The 19,181-nt window shown below is 55.9% G+C and carries 17 protein-coding genes and 1 tRNA gene; 8 read left to right on the top strand and 10 right to left on the bottom strand.

Annotated elements, in window-relative coordinates:
* Positions 1 to 521: 521 nt before the first annotated feature.
* Both DC28_RS05940 and DC28_RS16925 read right to left on the bottom strand, forming a co-directional pair.
* The gene (locus DC28_RS05940; protein WP_037546824.1) at positions 522 to 791 is read right to left on the bottom strand and encodes a YegP family protein; all 270 of its coding nucleotides are present in this window, start codon (positions 789 to 791) and stop codon (positions 522 to 524) included.
* Between the two features lies 1 nt (position 792).
* Positions 793 to 966 (bottom strand): BrnT family toxin, encoded by a 174-nt coding sequence (locus tag DC28_RS16925; RefSeq protein WP_202962957.1) that lies wholly within the window; start codon positions 964 to 966, stop codon positions 793 to 795.
* Between the two features lie 168 nt (positions 967 to 1,134).
* Here DC28_RS16925 and DC28_RS05935 point away from each other — a divergent pair, with 168 nt between their 5' ends.
* The 3 genes from DC28_RS05935 to DC28_RS05925 all read left to right on the top strand — a co-directional run bounded on the left by DC28_RS05935 (position 1,135) and on the right by DC28_RS05925 (position 3,436).
* Positions 1,135 to 1,458, top strand: a complete 324-nt coding sequence (locus tag DC28_RS05935) for a nucleotidyltransferase domain-containing protein (protein WP_037546822.1) — start codon at positions 1,135 to 1,137, stop codon at positions 1,456 to 1,458.
* The gene (locus tag DC28_RS05930; protein WP_081941997.1) at positions 1,427 to 1,825 is read left to right on the top strand and encodes a HEPN domain-containing protein; all 399 of its coding nucleotides are present in this window, start codon (positions 1,427 to 1,429) and stop codon (positions 1,823 to 1,825) included. The genes DC28_RS05935 and DC28_RS05930 overlap by 32 nt, the downstream gene beginning before the upstream one ends.
* A gap of 510 nt (positions 1,826 to 2,335) precedes the next feature.
* Entirely contained in the window at positions 2,336 to 3,436 is a 1,101-nt protein-coding gene (locus tag DC28_RS05925; RefSeq protein ID WP_156104594.1) for a hypothetical protein, read from the top strand.
* Between the two features lie 295 nt (positions 3,437 to 3,731).
* Here the strand turns inward: DC28_RS05925 and DC28_RS05920 are convergent.
* Both DC28_RS05920 and DC28_RS05915 read right to left on the bottom strand, forming a co-directional pair.
* A tRNA-Pro gene (locus DC28_RS05920) sits at positions 3,732 to 3,805 on the bottom strand.
* A 218-nt stretch (positions 3,806 to 4,023) separates the two neighbouring features.
* Positions 4,024 to 4,899, bottom strand: coding sequence for an ATP-binding cassette domain-containing protein (locus DC28_RS05915; RefSeq protein ID WP_162180199.1), 876 nt, complete (start codon positions 4,897 to 4,899; stop codon positions 4,024 to 4,026).
* A 98-nt stretch (positions 4,900 to 4,997) separates the two neighbouring features.
* On the opposite strand from DC28_RS05915, the gene DC28_RS05910 reads away from it, so the two are divergent.
* From DC28_RS05910 to DC28_RS15350, 3 genes are all read left to right on the top strand, one after another.
* Positions 4,998 to 6,011 carry a dihydroorotate dehydrogenase-like protein gene (locus DC28_RS05910; protein ID WP_037546817.1) on the top strand — a complete coding sequence of 338 codons (1,014 nt, stop codon included), beginning with the start codon at positions 4,998 to 5,000 and terminating at the stop codon, positions 6,009 to 6,011.
* Positions 6,012 to 6,273: 262 nt separating this feature from the next.
* A complete protein-coding gene (locus tag DC28_RS05905) occupies positions 6,274 to 7,413 on the top strand; it encodes an aldose epimerase family protein (protein WP_037546814.1) in 1,140 nt (379 codons plus the stop codon).
* Positions 7,414 to 7,420: 7 nt separating this feature from the next.
* Positions 7,421 to 9,652: an ATP-binding protein gene (locus DC28_RS15350; protein WP_052078525.1), complete on the top strand. Its 2,232-nt coding sequence runs from the start codon at positions 7,421 to 7,423 to the stop codon at positions 9,650 to 9,652.
* A gap of 243 nt (positions 9,653 to 9,895) precedes the next feature.
* On the opposite strand, the gene glmS is transcribed toward DC28_RS15350, so the two are convergent.
* The 3 genes from glmS to DC28_RS05885 form a co-directional block, all read right to left on the bottom strand.
* A complete protein-coding gene (gene glmS, locus DC28_RS05895) occupies positions 9,896 to 11,866 on the bottom strand; it encodes a glutamine--fructose-6-phosphate transaminase (isomerizing) (RefSeq protein WP_037546811.1) in 1,971 nt (656 codons plus the stop codon).
* A 21-nt stretch (positions 11,867 to 11,887) separates the two neighbouring features.
* Positions 11,888 to 12,148, bottom strand: coding sequence for a hypothetical protein (locus DC28_RS05890; RefSeq protein ID WP_037546808.1), 261 nt, complete (start codon positions 12,146 to 12,148; stop codon positions 11,888 to 11,890).
* A gap of 68 nt (positions 12,149 to 12,216) precedes the next feature.
* The gene (locus tag DC28_RS05885; protein ID WP_037546806.1) at positions 12,217 to 12,894 is read right to left on the bottom strand and encodes an HAD family hydrolase; all 678 of its coding nucleotides are present in this window, start codon (positions 12,892 to 12,894) and stop codon (positions 12,217 to 12,219) included.
* A gap of 31 nt (positions 12,895 to 12,925) precedes the next feature.
* On the opposite strand from DC28_RS05885, the gene DC28_RS05880 reads away from it, so the two are divergent.
* Positions 12,926 to 14,722, top strand: coding sequence for an aminopeptidase P family protein (locus DC28_RS05880; protein WP_037546876.1), 1,797 nt, complete (start codon positions 12,926 to 12,928; stop codon positions 14,720 to 14,722).
* A 1-nt stretch (position 14,723) separates the two neighbouring features.
* On the opposite strand, the gene DC28_RS05875 is transcribed toward DC28_RS05880, so the two are convergent.
* The 3 genes from DC28_RS05875 to trxB all read right to left on the bottom strand — a co-directional run bounded on the left by DC28_RS05875 (position 14,724) and on the right by trxB (position 17,988).
* The gene (locus DC28_RS05875; RefSeq protein ID WP_052078523.1) at positions 14,724 to 16,061 is read right to left on the bottom strand and encodes a CBS domain-containing protein; all 1,338 of its coding nucleotides are present in this window, start codon (positions 16,059 to 16,061) and stop codon (positions 14,724 to 14,726) included.
* Positions 16,062 to 16,428: 367 nt separating this feature from the next.
* Positions 16,429 to 16,674, bottom strand: a complete 246-nt coding sequence (locus DC28_RS05870; protein ID WP_037546804.1) for a hypothetical protein — start codon at positions 16,672 to 16,674, stop codon at positions 16,429 to 16,431.
* Positions 16,675 to 16,962: 288 nt separating this feature from the next.
* A complete protein-coding gene (gene trxB, locus DC28_RS05865; RefSeq protein WP_081941995.1) occupies positions 16,963 to 17,988 on the bottom strand; it encodes a thioredoxin-disulfide reductase in 1,026 nt (341 codons plus the stop codon).
* A gap of 199 nt (positions 17,989 to 18,187) precedes the next feature.
* Here trxB and DC28_RS05860 point away from each other — a divergent pair, with 199 nt between their 5' ends.
* Positions 18,188 to 19,150, top strand: coding sequence for a Gfo/Idh/MocA family protein (locus DC28_RS05860; protein WP_162180198.1), 963 nt, complete (start codon positions 18,188 to 18,190; stop codon positions 19,148 to 19,150).
* Positions 19,151 to 19,181: the final 31 nt, after the last annotated feature.

Here is a 19,181-nt window from a genome sequence, read left to right as displayed (position 1 = left end):
ATTCGTAAAACTAAACGCCGATTCTTTCGTAAATTTAGGCGCTATTTGACAACAAGGATAATTGGGTCGGATAAAACAGGACAAGAAATTTCCGAATCAGATGGGATGGAGATTTTTTTTAACTAAACCTCTACTTTGGCATATCACTAGGGATCACAGCTAAAAAGATACTGATCTGTAATTATCACAAAGCCTAATAATTCATTGAAGCAGTTTCCGGCTTACACCGTCACAGCTTAACAATTTTATTAGGCTTGTCAAAAGAAACTGAAAGCCGGGAGCCTATAAAAGGGCTCCCGGTGTTGTTTTGGATCACCCATCCGCCTTCGGCGGGGCCTGGGAATACGCTGCGCTGCATTCCGGCGGCTTTGAAAAAGCCAATAAAAGGCTTCAGTTAAGCTGCAAGCGACCGTAAGGGAGGTTGTCAGCTTGAACTGCTTCTTTTATTGCCCGATCCAACGTATGTGATGCCTACTCTTGAGAGGGTGCAGAGAGTTATCCCAGGGATGGCAGTAGCTCTATTACGCAAACACCGTTGGCGCAATGATGGAACTCTGCTTGAGCTCAGAGAGAGCTTCGAGACAGGCTTCTTTTGATTCAAAAGACTGGCTAGCGAACACGGTGTGCCTGTCATCCTGAAGGCGGAAGTGGAACAGGCCGCTGGGATCCTCATAGATTTCGAAGCGGGTATGCTTAGTGTTTTTCTTGAGATGAACGACAATTTTTGCTTGCTTATCATGCCGGTAAAACTTGCCGCGTACTGCCTGTGAAAAATCGTATTCTTTTTTCATATTACTTACCCTCATAATACTGCAATTCTTCCCATTTTGTCGCCGGTCGTGCCGAAATGATGCGGATAGACTCCTCACCGTCGACATCTCTAAAAGTATGAACAACGACACACACAATTCCAGAGTCTATTCGCCCCAGTTCAATCCAGCGCTCCTCCCAGGCGTCGATCTCCACCGACAGCACCTACCTGTCAATAACGGTGATATAGTTCTGGGTTTCAGCGGAAAAAATTCTCCAGCTCATACAGCGCTGCATATGCGAATTGGCAATCGTGATTTCAAGGCCTTCCTATAAATGAACTAAGGCATTGTTTCAGGATTAGTTTATAGTTAGAATACTCACATGAGTACCGGGCAAGATCAGATTCAGAGCATAGTATCCAAGCTCATCAATGAGTATCATCCCCAGGAGATTTATCTTTACGGATCGTTCGCCTGGGGTGAACCCAATGAAGATAGTGATATTGATTTTTGCATTATCTTGCCGGATTCAAAGGAGAGTCAGGCAGATCGAATCAGACGTGGACTGTATGCTTTGAAAGGTGAGAAGTGCCCGGTTGATTTATTGGTCTTGACGGTAGATGAGATTGCTGAGAGAAAGAATCATCCTTCGACACTGATTTATCGGGTTATCAATGAAGGAGTTAAGCTTTATGCAGCCGCATGAGGAGTGGTTATTTAAAGCGGATCATGACTTAAAGTCAGCTGGACTATTACTCGCTTCGGAATACAAATTACTTGATGCTGCTATTTATCATACTCAGCAATGTGCTGAAAAATCGCTCAAGGCAGTTCTTTCCTTTCATAAACGTCGGATTGGTAAAACACATAGCCTGATGAATCTGCTCGAGGTTTGTATTGGGATCGATGAGCAGTATCAGAGTATTTATGATGATTGTGTTTTTCTGGATCCTTTTTCAACCCTTTACCGGTATCCGGAAGGTGATTTGCTTCCCGAAGAAATCGAAGTCCGAGAGGCAATTAGCGCAGCTACGAAAATTTATGAAAGAGTGACTGCCGGGTTGGCCTTGTAATAAAGGTCACTTCCTATATTGGAAATGGTAACCTACCTTCCCCCGGCTGTGGACAGCAGTAATACCCCACCCGGATAAAATCGTGACTCCTTTTACGCTTCTAAATTGCCATCGTTATTGGACGTGACCTGTGTTAGTCCGCTAGTACCCCTTGAGCTTTCATAGATATAGGTTATTATGATAATGCTTCGAAAATGAGTAAATAAGGGTAATGAAACGAGAATAACAGAATATCTCCAGCTTTTTCTTTTTTTTATTCCTGCATTCTTATTCGCAGAATCCTTTGAAGTAGCCTCTATCCAAATTGAAGGTCTGCAGCGGACCGATGAGGCTGCCGTACTCGCCCGACTAGACTTCCTGGTTGGCGATGTTATCAACTACGAGCTTCTGAGGCAAAACCAAGAAGAGCTCTCACAGCTGAGTGCTCTAACCTTTGTAGAAATCACCACCCAGCCTTCATTGCAGCCCAGTCCACAAAGATCCGAGACAGATCCTCCTTTGTATGACGTTATGGTACTGGCTGTGGATGGTTGGAGCCTTCTTCCTACAATGCCTTCTGTCATAGTGGAGGATGAGAGGGGATTAAAACTCAACCTCGGTGTAAATGAGTCAAACCTGTTTGGGCAATTATGGTCCTTCGGTATAAGTGCCGATTTTCAGTACGATTGGCTTTATGGAATCGATGCTTCTATAAATCTTCCCTTGATGTCCGAAAAGCTAGCTGATCTATTCCTTAATCTGGGTTATTCATCACAGCGATTCGCAGATCTCGCCGGTGATGGATCTGTCTCCTACGCAGCCTGGGAGAACCAGTTCATAGGACGGGTGAACACAGGACTTCGATTGTCGGATGAGTTCTACTGGAGTATTAATCTACAACTCTATCATACTGAGCGTGATATACGTGTCCAGGATGTAGAACTACCTAAGAATGGAATAGAAAGTCGTTTGCTGCTTTCAAATTCATTACTGCATACCTTTTGGGATTTCTCCTTTTTGTATTCTTTGGATTTCACAAACAAGTGGACTATACAAAATCCCCCAATCTCAGCAGTGGAATATAAGCCTGGTTTGGTTCCGGGGCTTCGTGCTGGATGGCTGCTTCCTTTCACTTTGTACAAGGAGCAGGAGCGAGCCCTGGTGTTCACCCCGACCGTTCAAGGAAGCCTAGGCTTTGATATTCTCGCTCTTGAGTTTGTTTCTCCAAATGCAGGCTTCTCCCTTTCCCTATCCTATCATTTAAACAATACATCGAAAATCACCGTATCCAATCAGTTCACCGGCTATCCACTGGGTCTTTCAATAAGCGATCCTTTCGAGGATGGAGTAATGAAGACAAGTTATGCTGCAAACACCGTGAGGGCAGGAATTGATGCTCAAATTATGTTGCTCCCCCTGGACTCACCCATTGGAGGGCTCCTGATAATTCCCAATCTGAGAGCGAGCTATACGTATAATTGCATCAACAAACTGAGCCTCGATATCGGATTTGGGATCCGCTTCACGGCAATCGGACTTACGCCACGTATTAAGGTGAGCATTGACCCGCTCCATCATCTGTATGATTCAAATCCGAATAACGCAATCGAGTGGACACTAATTCTTTTATGATTTGATGAATTATTATGTAGTGCGCAAAAGGTTGTAACTTTTCACCCTGGCAACACACCAATAGGCACACATTAAGGAAAACCGAAACCCTTCACTGGGGGATAGTGTCCAATTTAGTTCGCAATTTGACTTTGGAGCCAGTTTCCTCCTGGCGAGTTAAGCGGCTATTTTCGGGATGAGATCTCATTGCTCATCCAGTATTTCCTTTCTAATATCGGGCTTGCCGAATACTGCGGCTCTAAGAACTGGATAACTAGTCCCCAAATAAAAAAGGGACACTAATGTGTCCCAAATATCGGGCTGGCCGGATTTGAACCGGCGACCCCAAGTCCCCCAGACTTGTACGCTAAACCACTGCGCTACAGCCCGATTGCCTTCATTACTGAATGCGGGTGTGAACGTACCACAGCGCGGCCCGGGTTGTCAATAAGCCGGAGAAAACAATATATAGTGCGCAAAAGCTTGTAAACTACACTATCTGTAGTGTCATCCTCATATACACATCCACAGATGTGGTGTTGTGAGGGGGAGTTTTACAACCTTTTGCACACTAGACAACAACACAGCCCGGAGGTAGTAGGTCCCCGTCAATCCTGGGGGGTGCCGCCGTCGGCGAAGCGCTTCATCAGCATGTCCCGGTACAGCCCCTCCTTGCGGTGTAGGGTTTCGTAGGGGACCTTGTATGCCTGTTCCAGGTTCTCCCGGGTGCAGACCTCGGCAGTGGGCCCGAGGATGTACCCCTGGCTGTCTAGGGCCGTATTGCCCTTTTTGAGGATGAGCATCTGGTCTGAGTACTGCTCGCAGAGATGGAGATTATGGGCGGTAAAATATAGACTGGTTTCCGACCGCCGGGCATAGTCCTGGAGATACTCCATGGTGGCTTCCTTTCGGGGTTCTTCCATGGCGAAAACCGGTTCGTCCATCATGGTGATTTGACTGCCGTAGAGTACTGCGAAGGCAATTACCGCCCGCTGGAGGGCCCCCTTGGAGAGTTCCTGGGTGCGCTTTGTGAGGGCGTTGTCCAGGGAAAGCGCGGTTACCAGCTCCGGAATAAGATCGGCCCGGGCCTCGGGATGGAAGCCCTGGGAAAAGACCTGGTTCATGAGGTCTCCCACGGAGTGGTCGCTCTCAAACTCCATGTTCTGGTACACGTAGCTCACCAACTTGGCCCGTTCACGCTCCAGCTCCGGGTCGTGGAGGGCATTGCGGAAGTCCTGACTGCTCCTGCCGAGGATGGAAATGCTGCCTTGAATTGGAAATAGCCGGCCCCCGGCCAGGAGCAGGAGGGTGCTTTTGCCCGTGCCGTTTTCTCCGACAATGGAGAGTACCCCCTTGGGCAGGTCCAGAGAGAACTGGTCGAAGAGAAAGGTGAGATCCTGGGGGGTTACATCCTTGATGTTTTCCGGGGCGTCTTGGTTCACATAAAAAAAACTGATGTCTTGAAATCGAATTGCTGGGTCCATGGCAGAATAGTACGGTGCCGGGGCCGATTTTACAAGAGGTATTTGACTTCCGCCTGGTCTGGCCATACTCTGTATCTATAGGAAAGGAGCTTTTAAATATGGCAAACCTCACTTCAACGTACATGGGAATCACCCTAAAAAATCCCCTAGTGGTCGGTGCCTGCAGCCTGACCAGCAATATGGACGCTATCCGAAAAATCGAGACCAAAGGCGCAGGTGCCTTGGTTATAAAGAGCCTGTTCGAGGAGCAGATCGCCTATCAGCGCTATGCCCACGACGAGGATATTCATCTGTATGACAACTGGCATGCGGAAATGCAGAGTATCTTTCCCGAGGTCGAGCATGCCGGGCCGGAGGAGCACCTCATGTGGACCCAGCGGGCCAAGGAATCCGTGTCGATTCCGGTTATTGCCAGCCTTAACGCCCTGAACATTGAAACCTGGGCCGAGTGGGCCAAAAAACTCGAAGAAACCGGGGTGGACGGATTGGAGCTGAACTTCTTCGGATTGCCCGACGATCTGATCGCACCGGCTCAGGAGATCGAAAAGGCCCAGGTAGAGGCGGTGCAGGCGGTTAAAAAGGCCGTTAAAATCCCCGTTTCAGTAAAGCTTTCCAGTTTTTACACCAGCCCGGTTCGCATCATCCAGCAGCTTGAGAAGGCCGGAGTGGACGGGTTCGTACTCTTCAACCGGTTCTTCCATCCCTCCATCAATGTTGAAACCGAAACAAGCAGCTACCCCTTTAACCTTTCGGGGCCTGCGGATCATAAGCTTGCCCTGCGCTTCATGGGGCTGCTCCACGGACAGACCAAGGCGAGCCTCTGCGCATCCAACGGGATTCACACCAGCCAGGAGGCCTTGGAAGTGCTCTTGGCCGGAGCGGATGTGTTCCAGACCGTTTCGACCCTGTACCTGAATTCCCTGGATCAGATTACCACCATACTGGGGGACATCCAGGGATGGATGCGGAAGAAGGGCTACGAAAAAATTGATGACTTCCGGGGTAAACTCTCCGAGGCCAAAAACGGCGATACCTCCGCCTACCGCCGCGCCCAGTACGTGCGGATGCTGCTCCGGAGCCAGGACTACATAAAGCGCCCGAATTTGATTTAAAGCGCCCTCGTGCAGGGACAAACCGATGGAAGGGCCCGAACAGGGCCCTTCTTTTTTACGGGAAACTGGTGTACCCTCTTTCATGGTGTTTCACACCAGTAGAAGAAATCTGTAGTGCGCAAAAGGCTGTAAACGACACCAGATATAGCGGGGCAACCTATATGTCTACCCATGGGTGGTGTCGCCGGGGTGCAAAGGTACAACCTTTTGCGCACTATCTAAGAAATCGTTACAAACAGACACTTACATTGAGGAGTTACGCATGGAGGTAGGAATTTCATCCTTTGGGAATCATCAGGGTGTAGAGGTGAACCGGTTCACTATGACCGTTCCCGGGGGCATTACTGTACAGGTATCGAGTCTCGGTGCCGCCCTGGTAGGGGTTTCGGTGCCCGGCGGTGACGGCACGGCCGTAGAGACCGTGTGCGGCTTCAATACTTTGGAGGAGTATGTTGCCAACCCGCCGTTTTTCGGGGTAACCGTGGGGCCGGTGGCAAACCGGATCTCCAAGGCACGGTTTACCCTGGACGGCAAGGAGTACCGGCTCCAGGCGAACGACGGCGCCAACACCCTTCACTCCGGACCTGATTGCAGTTTCGCCTTCAAGGTTTTCGACGCCCGGTGTTATGAGAGTGATGATGCGGCGGGGGTGGTGTTTACCTACCGACGGCCCGACGGTGAGGGAGGCTTCCCCGGCACCCTTACCCTGGAGGCCTCCTACTGGGTAACCCGGCAAAATGATCTCATCATGACCTACCGGGCCACTACCGACGCCCCAACCCCGGTAAACATCACCAACCATGCCTATTTTAACCTCAACGGCGAGGCGGAGGGCTCCATCCTGGACCATTCCATGACCATCCACGCCGACCGCTATCTGCCCGTGGACGGGGAGTTCCTGCCCACGGGTGACCTGGCAAAGGTGGACGGTCCCATGGACTTCCGCAGTCCAGCAACCATCGGTTCCCGGATCGATCAGGTGCCCGGGGGCTACGATCACTGCTACATCCTTAAGGACGATGCCCCGGTATGGGATCCCGGGTTGTCGGAACAGAGCCTGAGTTCCTGCCCCGACTATCTGGCAGAGGTTATCAGGGGCGCCGCTCATGGGAATTCCTCCACAGGCCGGAAGGTACAGCGTGCGGCGGCCGCCCAGGGGGAAACATCGGGTATCACCATGGAGGTGTATACCAACCAGGTGGGAACCCAGTTTTACAGCGGGAACATGCTCCCTGCCCAGGGGATTCCTGGTAGGGCCGGGGCCGTATACACCCCCCGCACCGCCTTCTGCCTTGAGACCCAGGGCTACAATGATGCCCTAACCCGGCCGGAGTTTCCCAGCATAATTCTTCGGCCCGGTGAGGCCTACGAACGTACCACGGTGCACCGCTTTAGCCTATAATGGTGGTATGACCGCCAAGAATAGCGTACACCATTCCATCCCCCGTGCAGCTAGACCGCCCGGGGGATTTTTTATACATCTGTTTGGCATCTTCCGGCCCGGTAAGGGACCGAGGTGTTTTTTTCTGAGGGGATTTCTCTGCCTCTGGGCTCTGCTGCTGCCCGTCTTGGCAGGTGGCCAGCCGGTAATCCCCTTCTCCCAGGAGGTGCGGGTTGCCGGGGTCTGGGACCTTTTTCCCTACAGCTACCAGGAGGAAGGCCGGATAACCGGGTTTTTTCCGGAGTTGTTGCGGTCCGCCGGGGCTGTTCTCGGATTTACCCCGGAATTTCCGTCCATGACCTGGTCGGAGGGGCTTGAACGGGCCATGGAGGGCAGCATTGATATCATGGTGTCCCTGACAAAAACCCAGGAGCGCCAAGCCTTCCTGGATTATAGCGCCGTACCCCTGGCAACCAGCTGGGGTGTGGTTCTTATTCCCCTGGAGTCATCGGTAACCGATGTGCTGGCTCTGGATGCCCGGCCTGTGGGCATTGTACGGGGGGATCAAAACGGAAAAAACCTCATGGCGCTTACCGAGTCCTTCGGGGTGAGTCCCGTATACCGGGAGTACTCCAGCCACTCTGCCCTCCAAGCGGCCATCATCCAGGGACAGGTTGACGCCGGCGCTTTTTTCAGCGCCTTTCGCTTCGATGGTGATGCCCTGCGCCGGTCACCCATCATCTACAATCCGGTTCAGACCTTCTACGCGGTGCCCAGGGGGAGCAATCAGCGTCTACTCTCCGAACTGGATGCACTGTTTACCCGGTGGATTGAACACACCGACAGTCCCTACTACCAGCTCCAGGAGCGTTATCTTACCAACCAGGGCCGGAGACCCGGAACCTTTCCCGGATGGCTGCGTACCCTGGTAATCCTTCTCGGCCTGGGGTTCCTGGTGGTATTGGGGCTGAATATCCTATTGCGCCGGCTCATTCAGCGGAAAACCCGGGAGCTTCAGCAGACCAACGAGCTGCTTATGGCCATTTTCAATCACGCCCCCATGCCGATTATCATGATGACCAGGGGTGGGGAGTTCCGGTATGTTAACCAGCGCTTTTCCCAGGTTCTGGGGTATTCCATCGAGGAGATTCCCGATGCGGAAACCTGGTGGCAGATTATGTATCCCCGGGAGGACCAGCGCCGCAGGATCCGGCAGATCTATGAACACCGGGTCGAGCAGGCTTTAAACAGCGGCCAGACAAGCATCGAGCCCACCGAGGGCCAGCTGGTGGCCAGGGACGGCAGAGCCTACACCTTTCAGTTTCTCATGACCTTTACCCAGGATCTGAATGTGGTAATGTTCCAGGATCTGACGGAGCTTCGGGCGAATCAGCAGTACCTGGAGGATTTCAACGCCCAGCTGGAGTATCTGGTAGAGGAACGCACCCGGGAGCTGGAACAGAGCCGGCAGGCCCTGTTTTTGGCGGAAAAGAATGCCGGTTTGGGACGGATGGTGGCGGGGTTCTCCCACGAGGTGAACACCCCCATCGGCGTAAGCCTGACGGCAGCCTCGTTTCTGATGGAGGAAACTCAAGGGTTCTCGGATCAGGCCGGGGCCGGCCAGGTGAGCCGGAAGCAGTTTCAGACCTATTTGGATCGGGCGTTAGAATCATCCAAGATAATCCTACAGAACCTGGAACGGGCTGCGGGGCTTATTAACGGCTTCAAACAGGTGTCTGCCGACCAGATGCACCTCAGTATCCGCTCGATTGATCTAAAGGACTACCTGCAACAGATAATGCTCAGCCTGCAACCCCGGTTTCGTCATACCCGCCATACCTGGAAGATTGAGAGCCCCTCCATCCAGATGATTACCTATCCCGGGGCCCTGGCGCAGATTCTGACCAACCTGGTTACCAACAGCCTGACCTACGCCTTTCCGGACCCGGAGAGTATCGGGTTTATTCGTATCACTGCCGTCCGTGAAGACTCCCGGGTCTTTGTACGCTACGAGGATAACGGGGTCGGGATTCCTATTGAAGATTGGGAGAAGGTATTCGAACCCTTTTTTACCACCGGCCGGGGCAGGGGCGGAACCGGATTGGGCCTGAGTATTGTGCACAGCCTGGTAACCGAGCGGCTCCGGGGCAGTATCGGGTTGCGTAGATCCGAGCTGGGCGGGGTCTGTTTCATGCTCGATCTTCCCATGGAGCTGTCGGAGGATACCGTCGACAGCGATACCGGCTCGGCCCAGGGCTAATCCCCCTGGGCAGGAGCGGGTGTCCCTTGGTCCGGGGAATGCGGCCGCCTATTCCCCTTGGTCGGCGCACTCCGAGTCGCGGAGGTGCCCCGAGTCGCGGATGTGCCCCGAGTCGCCGATGTGCTCCGAGTCGCGGGTGTGCTCCGAGTCGCCGATGTGCCCCGAGTCGCGGAGGTGCCCCGAGTCGCGCCGGGTTCAGGTCGGCAGCCCTCTATGGGGTTGCGATCAACCCCGGACCGGAACCTAATCGGTGGTGACGCTTTTTGCCAGGTTCCTGGGCTGATCAACGTTCCGGCCCAGTTCCCGGGTCAGGTAGAGGGCAAAAAGCTGCAGGGGTACGATGGTCAGCAGGGGAGAAAGGATCTCGGGACATTTGGGCACCCGAATCAGGGCATCGGACAGCTCCTCCAGCTCCCGGCTGTCCGCATTGGTCACGGTAATGACCGGACCTTTCCGGGCCTTCACCTCCTGGATGTTTGAAATCACCTTATCCAGGGTATCCCCTTCGGGGGCAATGAACAGGGAGGGAACGGTTTCATCGATGAGCGCCAAGGGCCCGTGTTTCAGGTTTCCTGAACTGAATCCCTCGGCGTGTAGGTAGGACAGCTCCTTGAGCTTCAGGGCACCCTCCATGGCGATGGGGTAGCTCACCCCCCGGCCAAGGTACATGAAGCTGGTGGCGTGTTTGAAGCGCCGGGCGATGTCCTGTACCTGGGCGCTCTGGGCCAGGATCTGGTTGATCTGATCGGGGATCAGCTCTAGGGCGTCGATGAGGCGTTTACCCTCGCTGGGGGACAGGTGCCGGATTCGCCCGAAGCTCAGGGCAAGGAGAAACATGCTGGTAATCTGTCCGGTAAAGGCCTTGGTGCTGGCCACCGAGACCTCGGGACCTGCGTGGATGTAGACCCCGGCGCCGCAGGCCCGGGCGATGGTGCTGCCCACCGCGTTGATGATCCCGTAGACCCGGCCTCCCCGGTTCTGCAGCTCCTTTACGGCCAGCAGGGTATCCAGGGTTTCTCCGCTCTGGCTCAGGGCGAAGTACACCGAATCGTCCTCCACAATGGGGTTGGACCAGCGCAGTTCCGAGGCGTCCAGGGTGTGGCTGGAAATCCGAGCCAATCCCTCCATCATCCTCGCACCGACCTGGCCGGCGTACATGGCGGTTCCCATACCGATGAAATGGGCCTGGCGGATATTGCGGATCTGGGAACCGTTGAGCTCGATGCCCCCCAACCGGGCGGTACCGAAGTCCCGGTCCAGGCGGCCGCCGTTCCCGAAGGCCCGGCGGATGGATTCGGGCTGTTCGAAGATCTCCTTTTCCAGGTAGTCCTGGTACTCTCCCTTGGACACATCGGCACTGCGGACATCGATGGTTTCCGCCGGCCGCCGAACCTCGGCCTGGGCTGCGTCAAATATCGACAGGGTATCCGGGGTAATAACCGCTAATTCCCGGTCTTCCAGAAAGATGACCTGGCGCGTATAGGCGGCAAAGGCAATGGGATCGCTGGCAATGTAACGGCCGTCTTGGCTGATGCCCACCGCCAGGGGGCTGCCGTTTTTAGCGGCTACCAGGGTTTCGGGAAATTCCTTGAAGAGCACCACCAGGCCGTAGGTACCCCGGACGAATTCCAGGGCCCGGGCCACCGCGGCCGCAGGACCTGCGGGATGGAGGGCTTGATCCTCCCCGGGGGACCGTTTGGCGGCGGGTTTTCCCGGAGCAGCCCCGGAGCCGGAAGGCTTTTCCGAATCCGAGGAATGCGCCGCTGCGCCGCCCCGGGGATCAAAGCCCGAGAACCCCGTGCCCTGGAGTTCCAGCTGGATCAGGTGGGCCAGAACCTCGGAGTCCGTATCGCTGGAGAAGGAGATGCCCCGGCCGGCCAGGCGCTCCCGGAGCTCCTGGTAGTTGTCGATAATCCCGTTATGAACCACGGCGATGCTGCCGTCGCTGCTCAGGTGGGGGTGGGCATTGCCGTCGGTCACCCCGCCGTGGGTGGCCCAACGGGTGTGGGCAATACCGATGGTGCCGTCCAGATCGGCCTCCATGGTTTCGGTTAAGCGGCCCAGGGCACCGGCCTTTTTGTTAACCCGGATCTTTTTCCGGTTCAGCACGCCCACCCCGGAGCTGTCGTAGCCCCGGTATTCCAGACGCTTCAGGCCATGGAGCAGGATCTCAGTAACATGGTGCTCCCCGGTATATCCAATAATTCCGCACATTCGAATCTCCTTGTAGAAAACCTAACCGTATATGATCCGTCTGACCTGGCGAACCGTCAGTTCGGGGCCCGGGAAGAGGCGCTGGCGCATCTCCTTCCGCAGGATGTGGTAGATCTGATCGTTCTTTAAGCCCTGATCCTGAAGTTCCAGGTGGCGGTGGCGGATGTACTCCTCGGGACTCTGCTGATGATAGGCCAATAAATCGTCCCATATCTGCTGGATAACCGGTTCGGAGATGCCGTAGGTGCGTCCCAGATGTTCCTTCAAGCGTTCAGGTACCATGCCCACATCATAGCGACATTGCAGAGAGAAATCTAAAATTCTGCCCGGATTCAGGTAAAAATTATTTTTTATGGTGATTCTAATGCCTCAGCAAGGCCCAAAACAATGCCGATCAGGTCCCCGGGGCGGTCAACCAGCCAATCCGGCGCTTCCCGCTCCAGAACCGGGCGGTCCCGGAAGCCCCAGGTGACCCCCGCTGCCGGTATACCTGCCGCCTTGGCGGTGCGGATATCCACCTCGCTGTCACCGATGAACAGGCTGCCCCGGGCCCCGCTGGATGTTCTCAGATGGGTGCTGGAATCCGGGGCGGGCTTCCGGGGCCACGCCGGACCCGAGCCGATTACCGAGAAAAAGAGATCGGGGAAAAAGTGGTGGACCAGCCTCTGGGCAAGGTCCTGGTCTTTGTTGGTCAATACAGCCAGGGAGCAGCCCCTGGCCGCCAGGCTGTGCAGCACCTCGGGAATGCCCGGGTAGGGGCAGGTCTGCCGGGGGGGATCCTGGCGATAGCTTTCCAGGAGCTTCTGGAGGATACTTTGTACAAGTTCGGAATTTTCGCTATCCTGGTCGAAGGAAGAGAGACTGTCCCGAACCAGGTTCTTCAGGCCGTGCCCCACCAGGGTCCGGGTCTGTTCCCGGGTGGGACAGGGGAACTGGTGGGAGTTCAAGGCAACCCCGAGGTGGTAGTGAATACCCCCCAGGGTGTCTAACAGGGTTCCGTCTAGATCGAAGATGCATAGAATACTCATGGGTTTCAGTATACCGGGAAGGAAGATGATTATGGAATCACAGAAAACAGTACATCGGGCCAGGGTGGAAGCCCTTCAGAAGCGTATGGCGGAAACGGGCATCCACGGCTGGATTATTCCCAGCAGCGATCCCCACCAGTCGGAGTACTACGCTGATTACTGGAAGGCCCGGGGCTGGGTCAGCGGGTTTACTGGATCGGCGGGAACCCTGGTGGTTACCCGGGATCAGGCAGCCCTCTGGACCGACGGCCGGTACTTCCTGGAAGCAGGGGAGGTCCTGGAGGGTACGGGCATCCAGCTGATGAAGGAGGGCGTGGCTGACACCCCGGGTATCGCGGCCTGGCTGTCCGGTCTTGTGCCCCGGGGTGGGGTGGTTTCCTACGATGCCCGGATGGTGGCTCCCCACTACCACCTGAGCCTGGAACAGGAGCTTGCTGCCCCGGGGATCAGCCTGGTGCCCGGGAAGGATCTCCTGGAGGGTATTTGGCAGGATCGTCCCAGCCTCCCGGAGGAAGCGGTGCGGAATTTTCCCCGGGAGCGGGCGGGGTTAAGCCGGGAACAGAAGCTTGCCCGGCTGCGCCAGGCCTTGGGGGAACGGGGTTGTTCCATCATGGTGATTTCCGCCCTGGACGAGGTGGCCTGGGTGCTGAATCTCCGGGGTAGGGATGTAGCCTACAATCCGGTGTTTTACTCCTACCTTACCGTGGGGCTCCAGGAAGGGACTATTCTCTGGATCGGCCCGGGAAAGCTTGATTCCGGCCTGGAGGCCGAGCTGGCGGGTCAGGGAATCACCCTGAAACCCTATGACGACCTGGCTGACTGGATCGCCCGGCAGCCTGAGGACGCCAGGTTCTGGGTCAACCCCCGGCAGGTTTCCATGGCCCTGTCCCAAGTCCTGGGGGCGGACCGGGTATACTGGGAGCAGCTGCCCACAACCCTGGATAAGGCCCGCAAGACCCCCGCTGAACTGGCCAGTCTGGATGACTGTATGGTTTCCGACGGCAGGGCCCTGGTACGCTTCTTCTCGTGGCTGGAGCAGACCCTGGATTCCGGGCAGGAGCTGACGGAGTACGATGCAGCCCGGCGGCTCTCGGAATTCCGGGGACAGGTTCCGGATTACCAGGGGGACAGCTTTCAGACCATAGTCGGCTACGGACCCAACGGGGCGGTGATCCACTACGGCCCTGAGAAGGAGGGGGCCAGGGTGATTCGGGGGCAGGGGCTGCTCCTGGTGGACAGCGGGGGACAGTATTCCCGGGGTACCACGGACATTACCCGAACTATTCCGGTGGGCGGTTCTGTAGACCGGGAACAGCGCCGGATGTACACCCTGGTTCTCCAGGGTCACATTGCCCTGGCCCGGGCAGTCTTTCCCCGGGGCACCACGGGCACCCAGCTGGACATCCTGGCTCGACAGCCGCTGTGGAACCAGGGGTTGAATTACGGCCATGGAACGGGTCACGGGGTCGGGTTCTGCCTGAATGTTCACGAGGGGCCGGGCCGGATCAGCCCCCTGGCGAACTCGGTAGCCTTGGAGCCCGGTATGGTTTTTTCCAACGAGCCGGGGTACTACCGGGAAGGGGAGTTCGGGATCCGGATTGAAAACCTGATTGTCGTGGAGGACCACCCTGATTTCCCAGGATACCTGAGGTTTAGAACCCTGAGCTTCTGTCCCTTGGAGCTTGATTTGGTGGATCGAACCCTGTTATCCGATTCCCAGCGCGACTGGATCAATGCCTACCACCGCCGCACCCGGGAGCTGCTGTCTCCGGGGCTCGAGGGAGCCAGCCTGGAGTGGCTGCTTTCCAAGGCCCGGGATCTGGATTAGCTTAGCGCCGTCGTCCCGCCGGGGTATTCCGTCCCGGGGTGGCCTCTCCCCGGAGAAATGCCAGGTAATCGTTCCGGGTTACCATGCCGATGACCCGGGAATCCGCCAGGACGGGCAGGTGACCGATGCTATGCTGGTAGAACAGTCCCTCAACCTCCCGGATGGTGGCCTCCCCCGGGGTTGTTACCACCTTCCGGGTCATGTAGGCCGAAACCGGGGCATGCATCTGCTCCTGCTTACGAGCCTTTTGGATGTCCCTCAGGGTTAGAATGCCCAGAAGATCACCCTGGGGGGTTACGACCGGGGCTCCGGACTGGTTTTGATCCTCCAGGGCAATGGATGCGCTGAGCAGGGTCTGGTCCGGGGTAAGGTAGTCGATTCTCCGTAGGATATCCTTGGCTTGAAGGGCGGTGTCCAGGTGGCTCTCCAGGTAGGAGAGCAGATGGCGGTAAACCGGGATGTCCTGGGAGTACTTTACCAAAGCGCTTGCCGCCTGGGGATGTCCCCCTCCTCCGAAATGACCCAGAAGCCGTCCCAAGTCGATGTGCCTGGACTCACCCCGGGCGATGATGAGGTGCGCCCCGGGTTTCCGAAGCCAGAATACTAACACCAGGGCATCTGCCTGCTCCACCGCCAGAACCTGTTCGGCCACTGCGGCCAAGCCGGGCATCTGGCCCGGTAATTCAAGATAGGCGGACAATACCTGATGCCCCTGGATGCTTCGGCGTTCTAACCGGTCAAGCACCTGGTGAAAGAGATCCATTTGATGGGTCTCGCTGAGTTTTACCAGCAGCTTATGAATGAGGGGAATGTCCGCGCCGCACTGGGTGAGCCAGGCTGCAGCCTGGAAATCTTCGGGGGTAACGCTGGGATGGGAGAATTCCCCCGTATCGGCATAGATTCCTGCAAGAGCGATGGTTGCCTCATCCGGGCCGGGGGTATGACCCAGGCGCTGGACCTCCAGGGCCACCATGCTGGTATTGGCACCGATGGTTTTACTGATTAGTTGCGCCTGGGGAATTTCCAGACTCTGGGTGGTGTGGTGATCCCAAACGGTGGTAATCCGGGGAGCTGAGCCAAGAAAGGGCATGTACTCCTTTATAAGGTCCGGATTCCGGGTATCAAAGACCACCAGTTCGTCCACCGGAAGCCCCTTGATATCCCGGGGATGGGCGAGGTTCAGGTGGTGCTTAAAGAGGGTGAAGAGGTTCTTTGCCAGGGGATGGAGCCTGCCGCTTCGAAGGGCGATGCTCTCCGGGTAGATGTATCTGGCCAAAATCAGGGATCCGAGGCAGTCCAGATCCATATTGCTGTGGCCCACAAGAATGGTAAGCCCCACGGGTTTGCCTTCCTTTGCAGTTTTCTATGCGCCGATTGCCGGGGTCTTCCACGTCGTTCGGATTTCTCCTGTGGTATCCAGGTTCCGGGGCGCTACCGTAAGGATAGGGCAGCCGTGGCGGGTCTGCAAGGGGATTTTTTCCGCCGGGGTTGTTCCGGCCGGAGGATGATATGGTTTCGCTGGGGGATGATCCGCTGGCGAGTACTGCTGCCGGCCCGGAGGGGTACGGGCCTTCCGGCGGGGATGGTGGGCGGCATTGACGTATACCCAGGGTGATTACCCCATCCGGTTCAGGTCAGGGCCGGGTTACCCGGCCCTAAAGGAATCCACCGAACACCACGGTACACGGTTTTAGGTCAGGGCCGGGTTACGCAGCGCTGAAGACGCCCTGGTGCAATGCGTCAATGATTCCGTCGATGGTTGGGTTTTCCAGGGGACGGTTGTTTAGGGTGATTTTCGGGCATCCGGCCTCAGCTTTTTTGCAGAGACGGAATTCGATACGGAGACGGTTGCGTACCGAGCCAGGCAGGGCCCGGGTAACACCCTCCAGGTCAACCACCAACTGGTGCCGGCTCTGGGGGGTACAGTATACGGTTAGGTTCAGGGTCTGCATGGTGGCTCTCCTTGGTTATGGTTTCTGGTACAATTTGGATAGTAATGTATAGATAAAAAATAATCAATAAAAAAAAGACGAAATGAAGAGAAAATTCTACTCCCCCTTTCATGGAGGAATTCCGGCTCAAGACTGGTGAAACGCCCCGCCTGGCAACAGCGCCGGTAAAGAGGACCTTCCGGTTCCTGGGGCGGGTAGGGGGGATGCCCTGGGGAAATAAAAAACCCTCCGGGGGTTCAGGGACCGGAGGGCTTAGGGTTTGGAGGACTTACGGGTCGGAGTGGGGGGTTACTCCTGCTCGCCCAGCCAGCGTTCTGCTTCCAGGGCAGCCATACATCCAGACCCGGCGGCGGTTACCGCCTGACGGTAGACCTTATCCTTCACGTCTCCGCAGGCGAAGACCCCCTGAATCTGGGTTTTGGTTGAATCCGGGGCAGTAACCAGGTATCCGGCTTCATCGGTTTGAAGCTGGTCTCCCAGAAAATCGGTATTGGGCTTGTGGCCGATGGCGAAAAAGAGTCCGCTGGCGAGAATAACCGATTCTTCACGGGTCTTGTTTTGAACGACCCGCACCCCGTTGAGCAGCTTGTCATCGCCCAGGGCTTCCAGGGCCTCGGTGTTCCAGTGAATGGTAATCTTCGGGTTATCGAAAACCCGTTTCTGCATGGCCTTACTGGCCCGGAGCTCATCCCGGCGGACCAGCATATGAACCTGGCTGCCGAATTTTGCCAGGTAGCTGGCCTCCTCGCATGCCGTGTCTCCGCCCCCGATAACCACCAGGGGCTTTTCCCTGAAGATGGGAAGGGCGCCGTCACAGACCGCGCAGGCGGAAATTCCCCGCTGCCAGTATGCTTCTTCTCCGGGGATGCCCAACCGTTTTGCCGTGGCTCCGGTGGCGATGATGATCGCCTTGGTAAGATAGGTGGTTTGGCCGACGATTACCTTTTTCGGGTTGCTAGAAAGGTCCACCGAATCCACGGTTTCCGTTTTAATCCGGGTTCCGGTGTGGATGGATTGCTGCCGCATCCGGTCCATGAGCTCCGGACCGCCGATGGCCTCGGGAAAACCGGGGAAGTTCTCAATCTCAGTCGTAGTGGTTAATTGGCCTCCGGCGGCAACCCCGGCGGCCATGAAGCCCTCGAACATCAGGGGTTTCAGCTGGGCCCTGGCAGCATAGATGGCGGCAGTATGGGCTGCAGGCCCGCTTCCGATAATGATTACCTCCTCGGTCTGTGCATCTTCGCTTTTTTGTGATGAAACCGAGGCTCCTGATCCTAAATGTAACGATCCGAACATTGGGTTTGAATTACTCATGGTGTAGCTCCTTTAACCCCGGTAGAATCCGTGGTCTGTGGTTTGTATCTATATAGTAAAAATAATATATATAATAGTCAACTGGTTACGGTCGAATCAGGGACCGAGGCCCGGTTGTTGGGGTGATTATGCCCGGATTACCGGGATTAGACAATTGTGGTGATGGCGTGGTTGCCCCAATGCATGCTACACTATGGCCATGGGAAAGCACTTTAGATGGGCTGTTGTTGGTCCGGGAAACATAGCCGAGTCCTGGGTACAGGATCTAAAATGGGTTCCGGGAGCGCGCCTGGAGGCTGTAGTTAGCAGGACATCCGATCGAGCAGCGGTTCGCGCCCGGGAGCTCGGGGCACCCCGGTGGAGTACCGATCTTGACCACCTCCTGACCGAGGGCGGCATTGACGGAGTCTACATCGCCAATCCTCACTCAGAACACCGGGAGTCGGCACAAATAGCCATTGAACATGGGATTCCCGTATTGGTCGAAAAACCTCTGACCACCAGCGCCTTGTATACCGAGGAACTTATCGCCCTTGCCCGGGAAAAGAAGGTGCTTCTCATGGAAGCTCTCTGGTCGAAGTTTCATCCCCTGATTCGTCAGATCTGGGATTATATCGACCATGGCTACCTGGGCAGCGTCCGGAGTATGAGTCTCCGTTTTGGCTTTCCTGCTGAATTCGATCCGAAACACCGGCTTTTTAATCCGAAGCTCGGGGGAGGCGCCACCCTGGATGTGGGGATTTACCCCCTTTGGCTCCCCGTTGCCTTTTGGGGCAACCCGGTGGATATAAAGGTGATGGGCAGGATGGCCTCTACCGGGGTGGATGCTGCCAGTATTGCCGTTCTGGGATTCCACGACGGAGGAATCGCCAGCTGCGAAAGCAGTATTGTATACCAGTTGGACAACCGGGCAACCATATCCGGTTCCCGGGGATACATCTCGGTGTACGAGCCGTGGTTTGCTCCCCGGAAGGCGGAGCTGTTCATGAATGACGGCCGGCATGAGGTATGGAACCACCGCGCCCGGAGCACGGGGCTTTGTTACGAGGTCCAGCATTTTCAGGATCTCGTTGAGTCCGGGAGTTTGGAGTCACCCATCCACGGACTGGATGACACCCTGGTGCTTGCCCGGGTAATGGACCGGGTATTAACGGGGTTTTAGGCGGTGGACAGATAGTCCCCCGTGGGGTACA

This window comes from Spirochaeta lutea, assembly GCF_000758165.1.
In the GTDB taxonomy this organism is placed as follows: domain Bacteria; phylum Spirochaetota; class Spirochaetia; order DSM-27196; family Salinispiraceae; genus Spirochaeta_D; species Spirochaeta_D lutea.
Note: the sequence above shows the minus strand (reverse complement) of the source record. Positions and strands in the feature narration are given on the sequence as shown.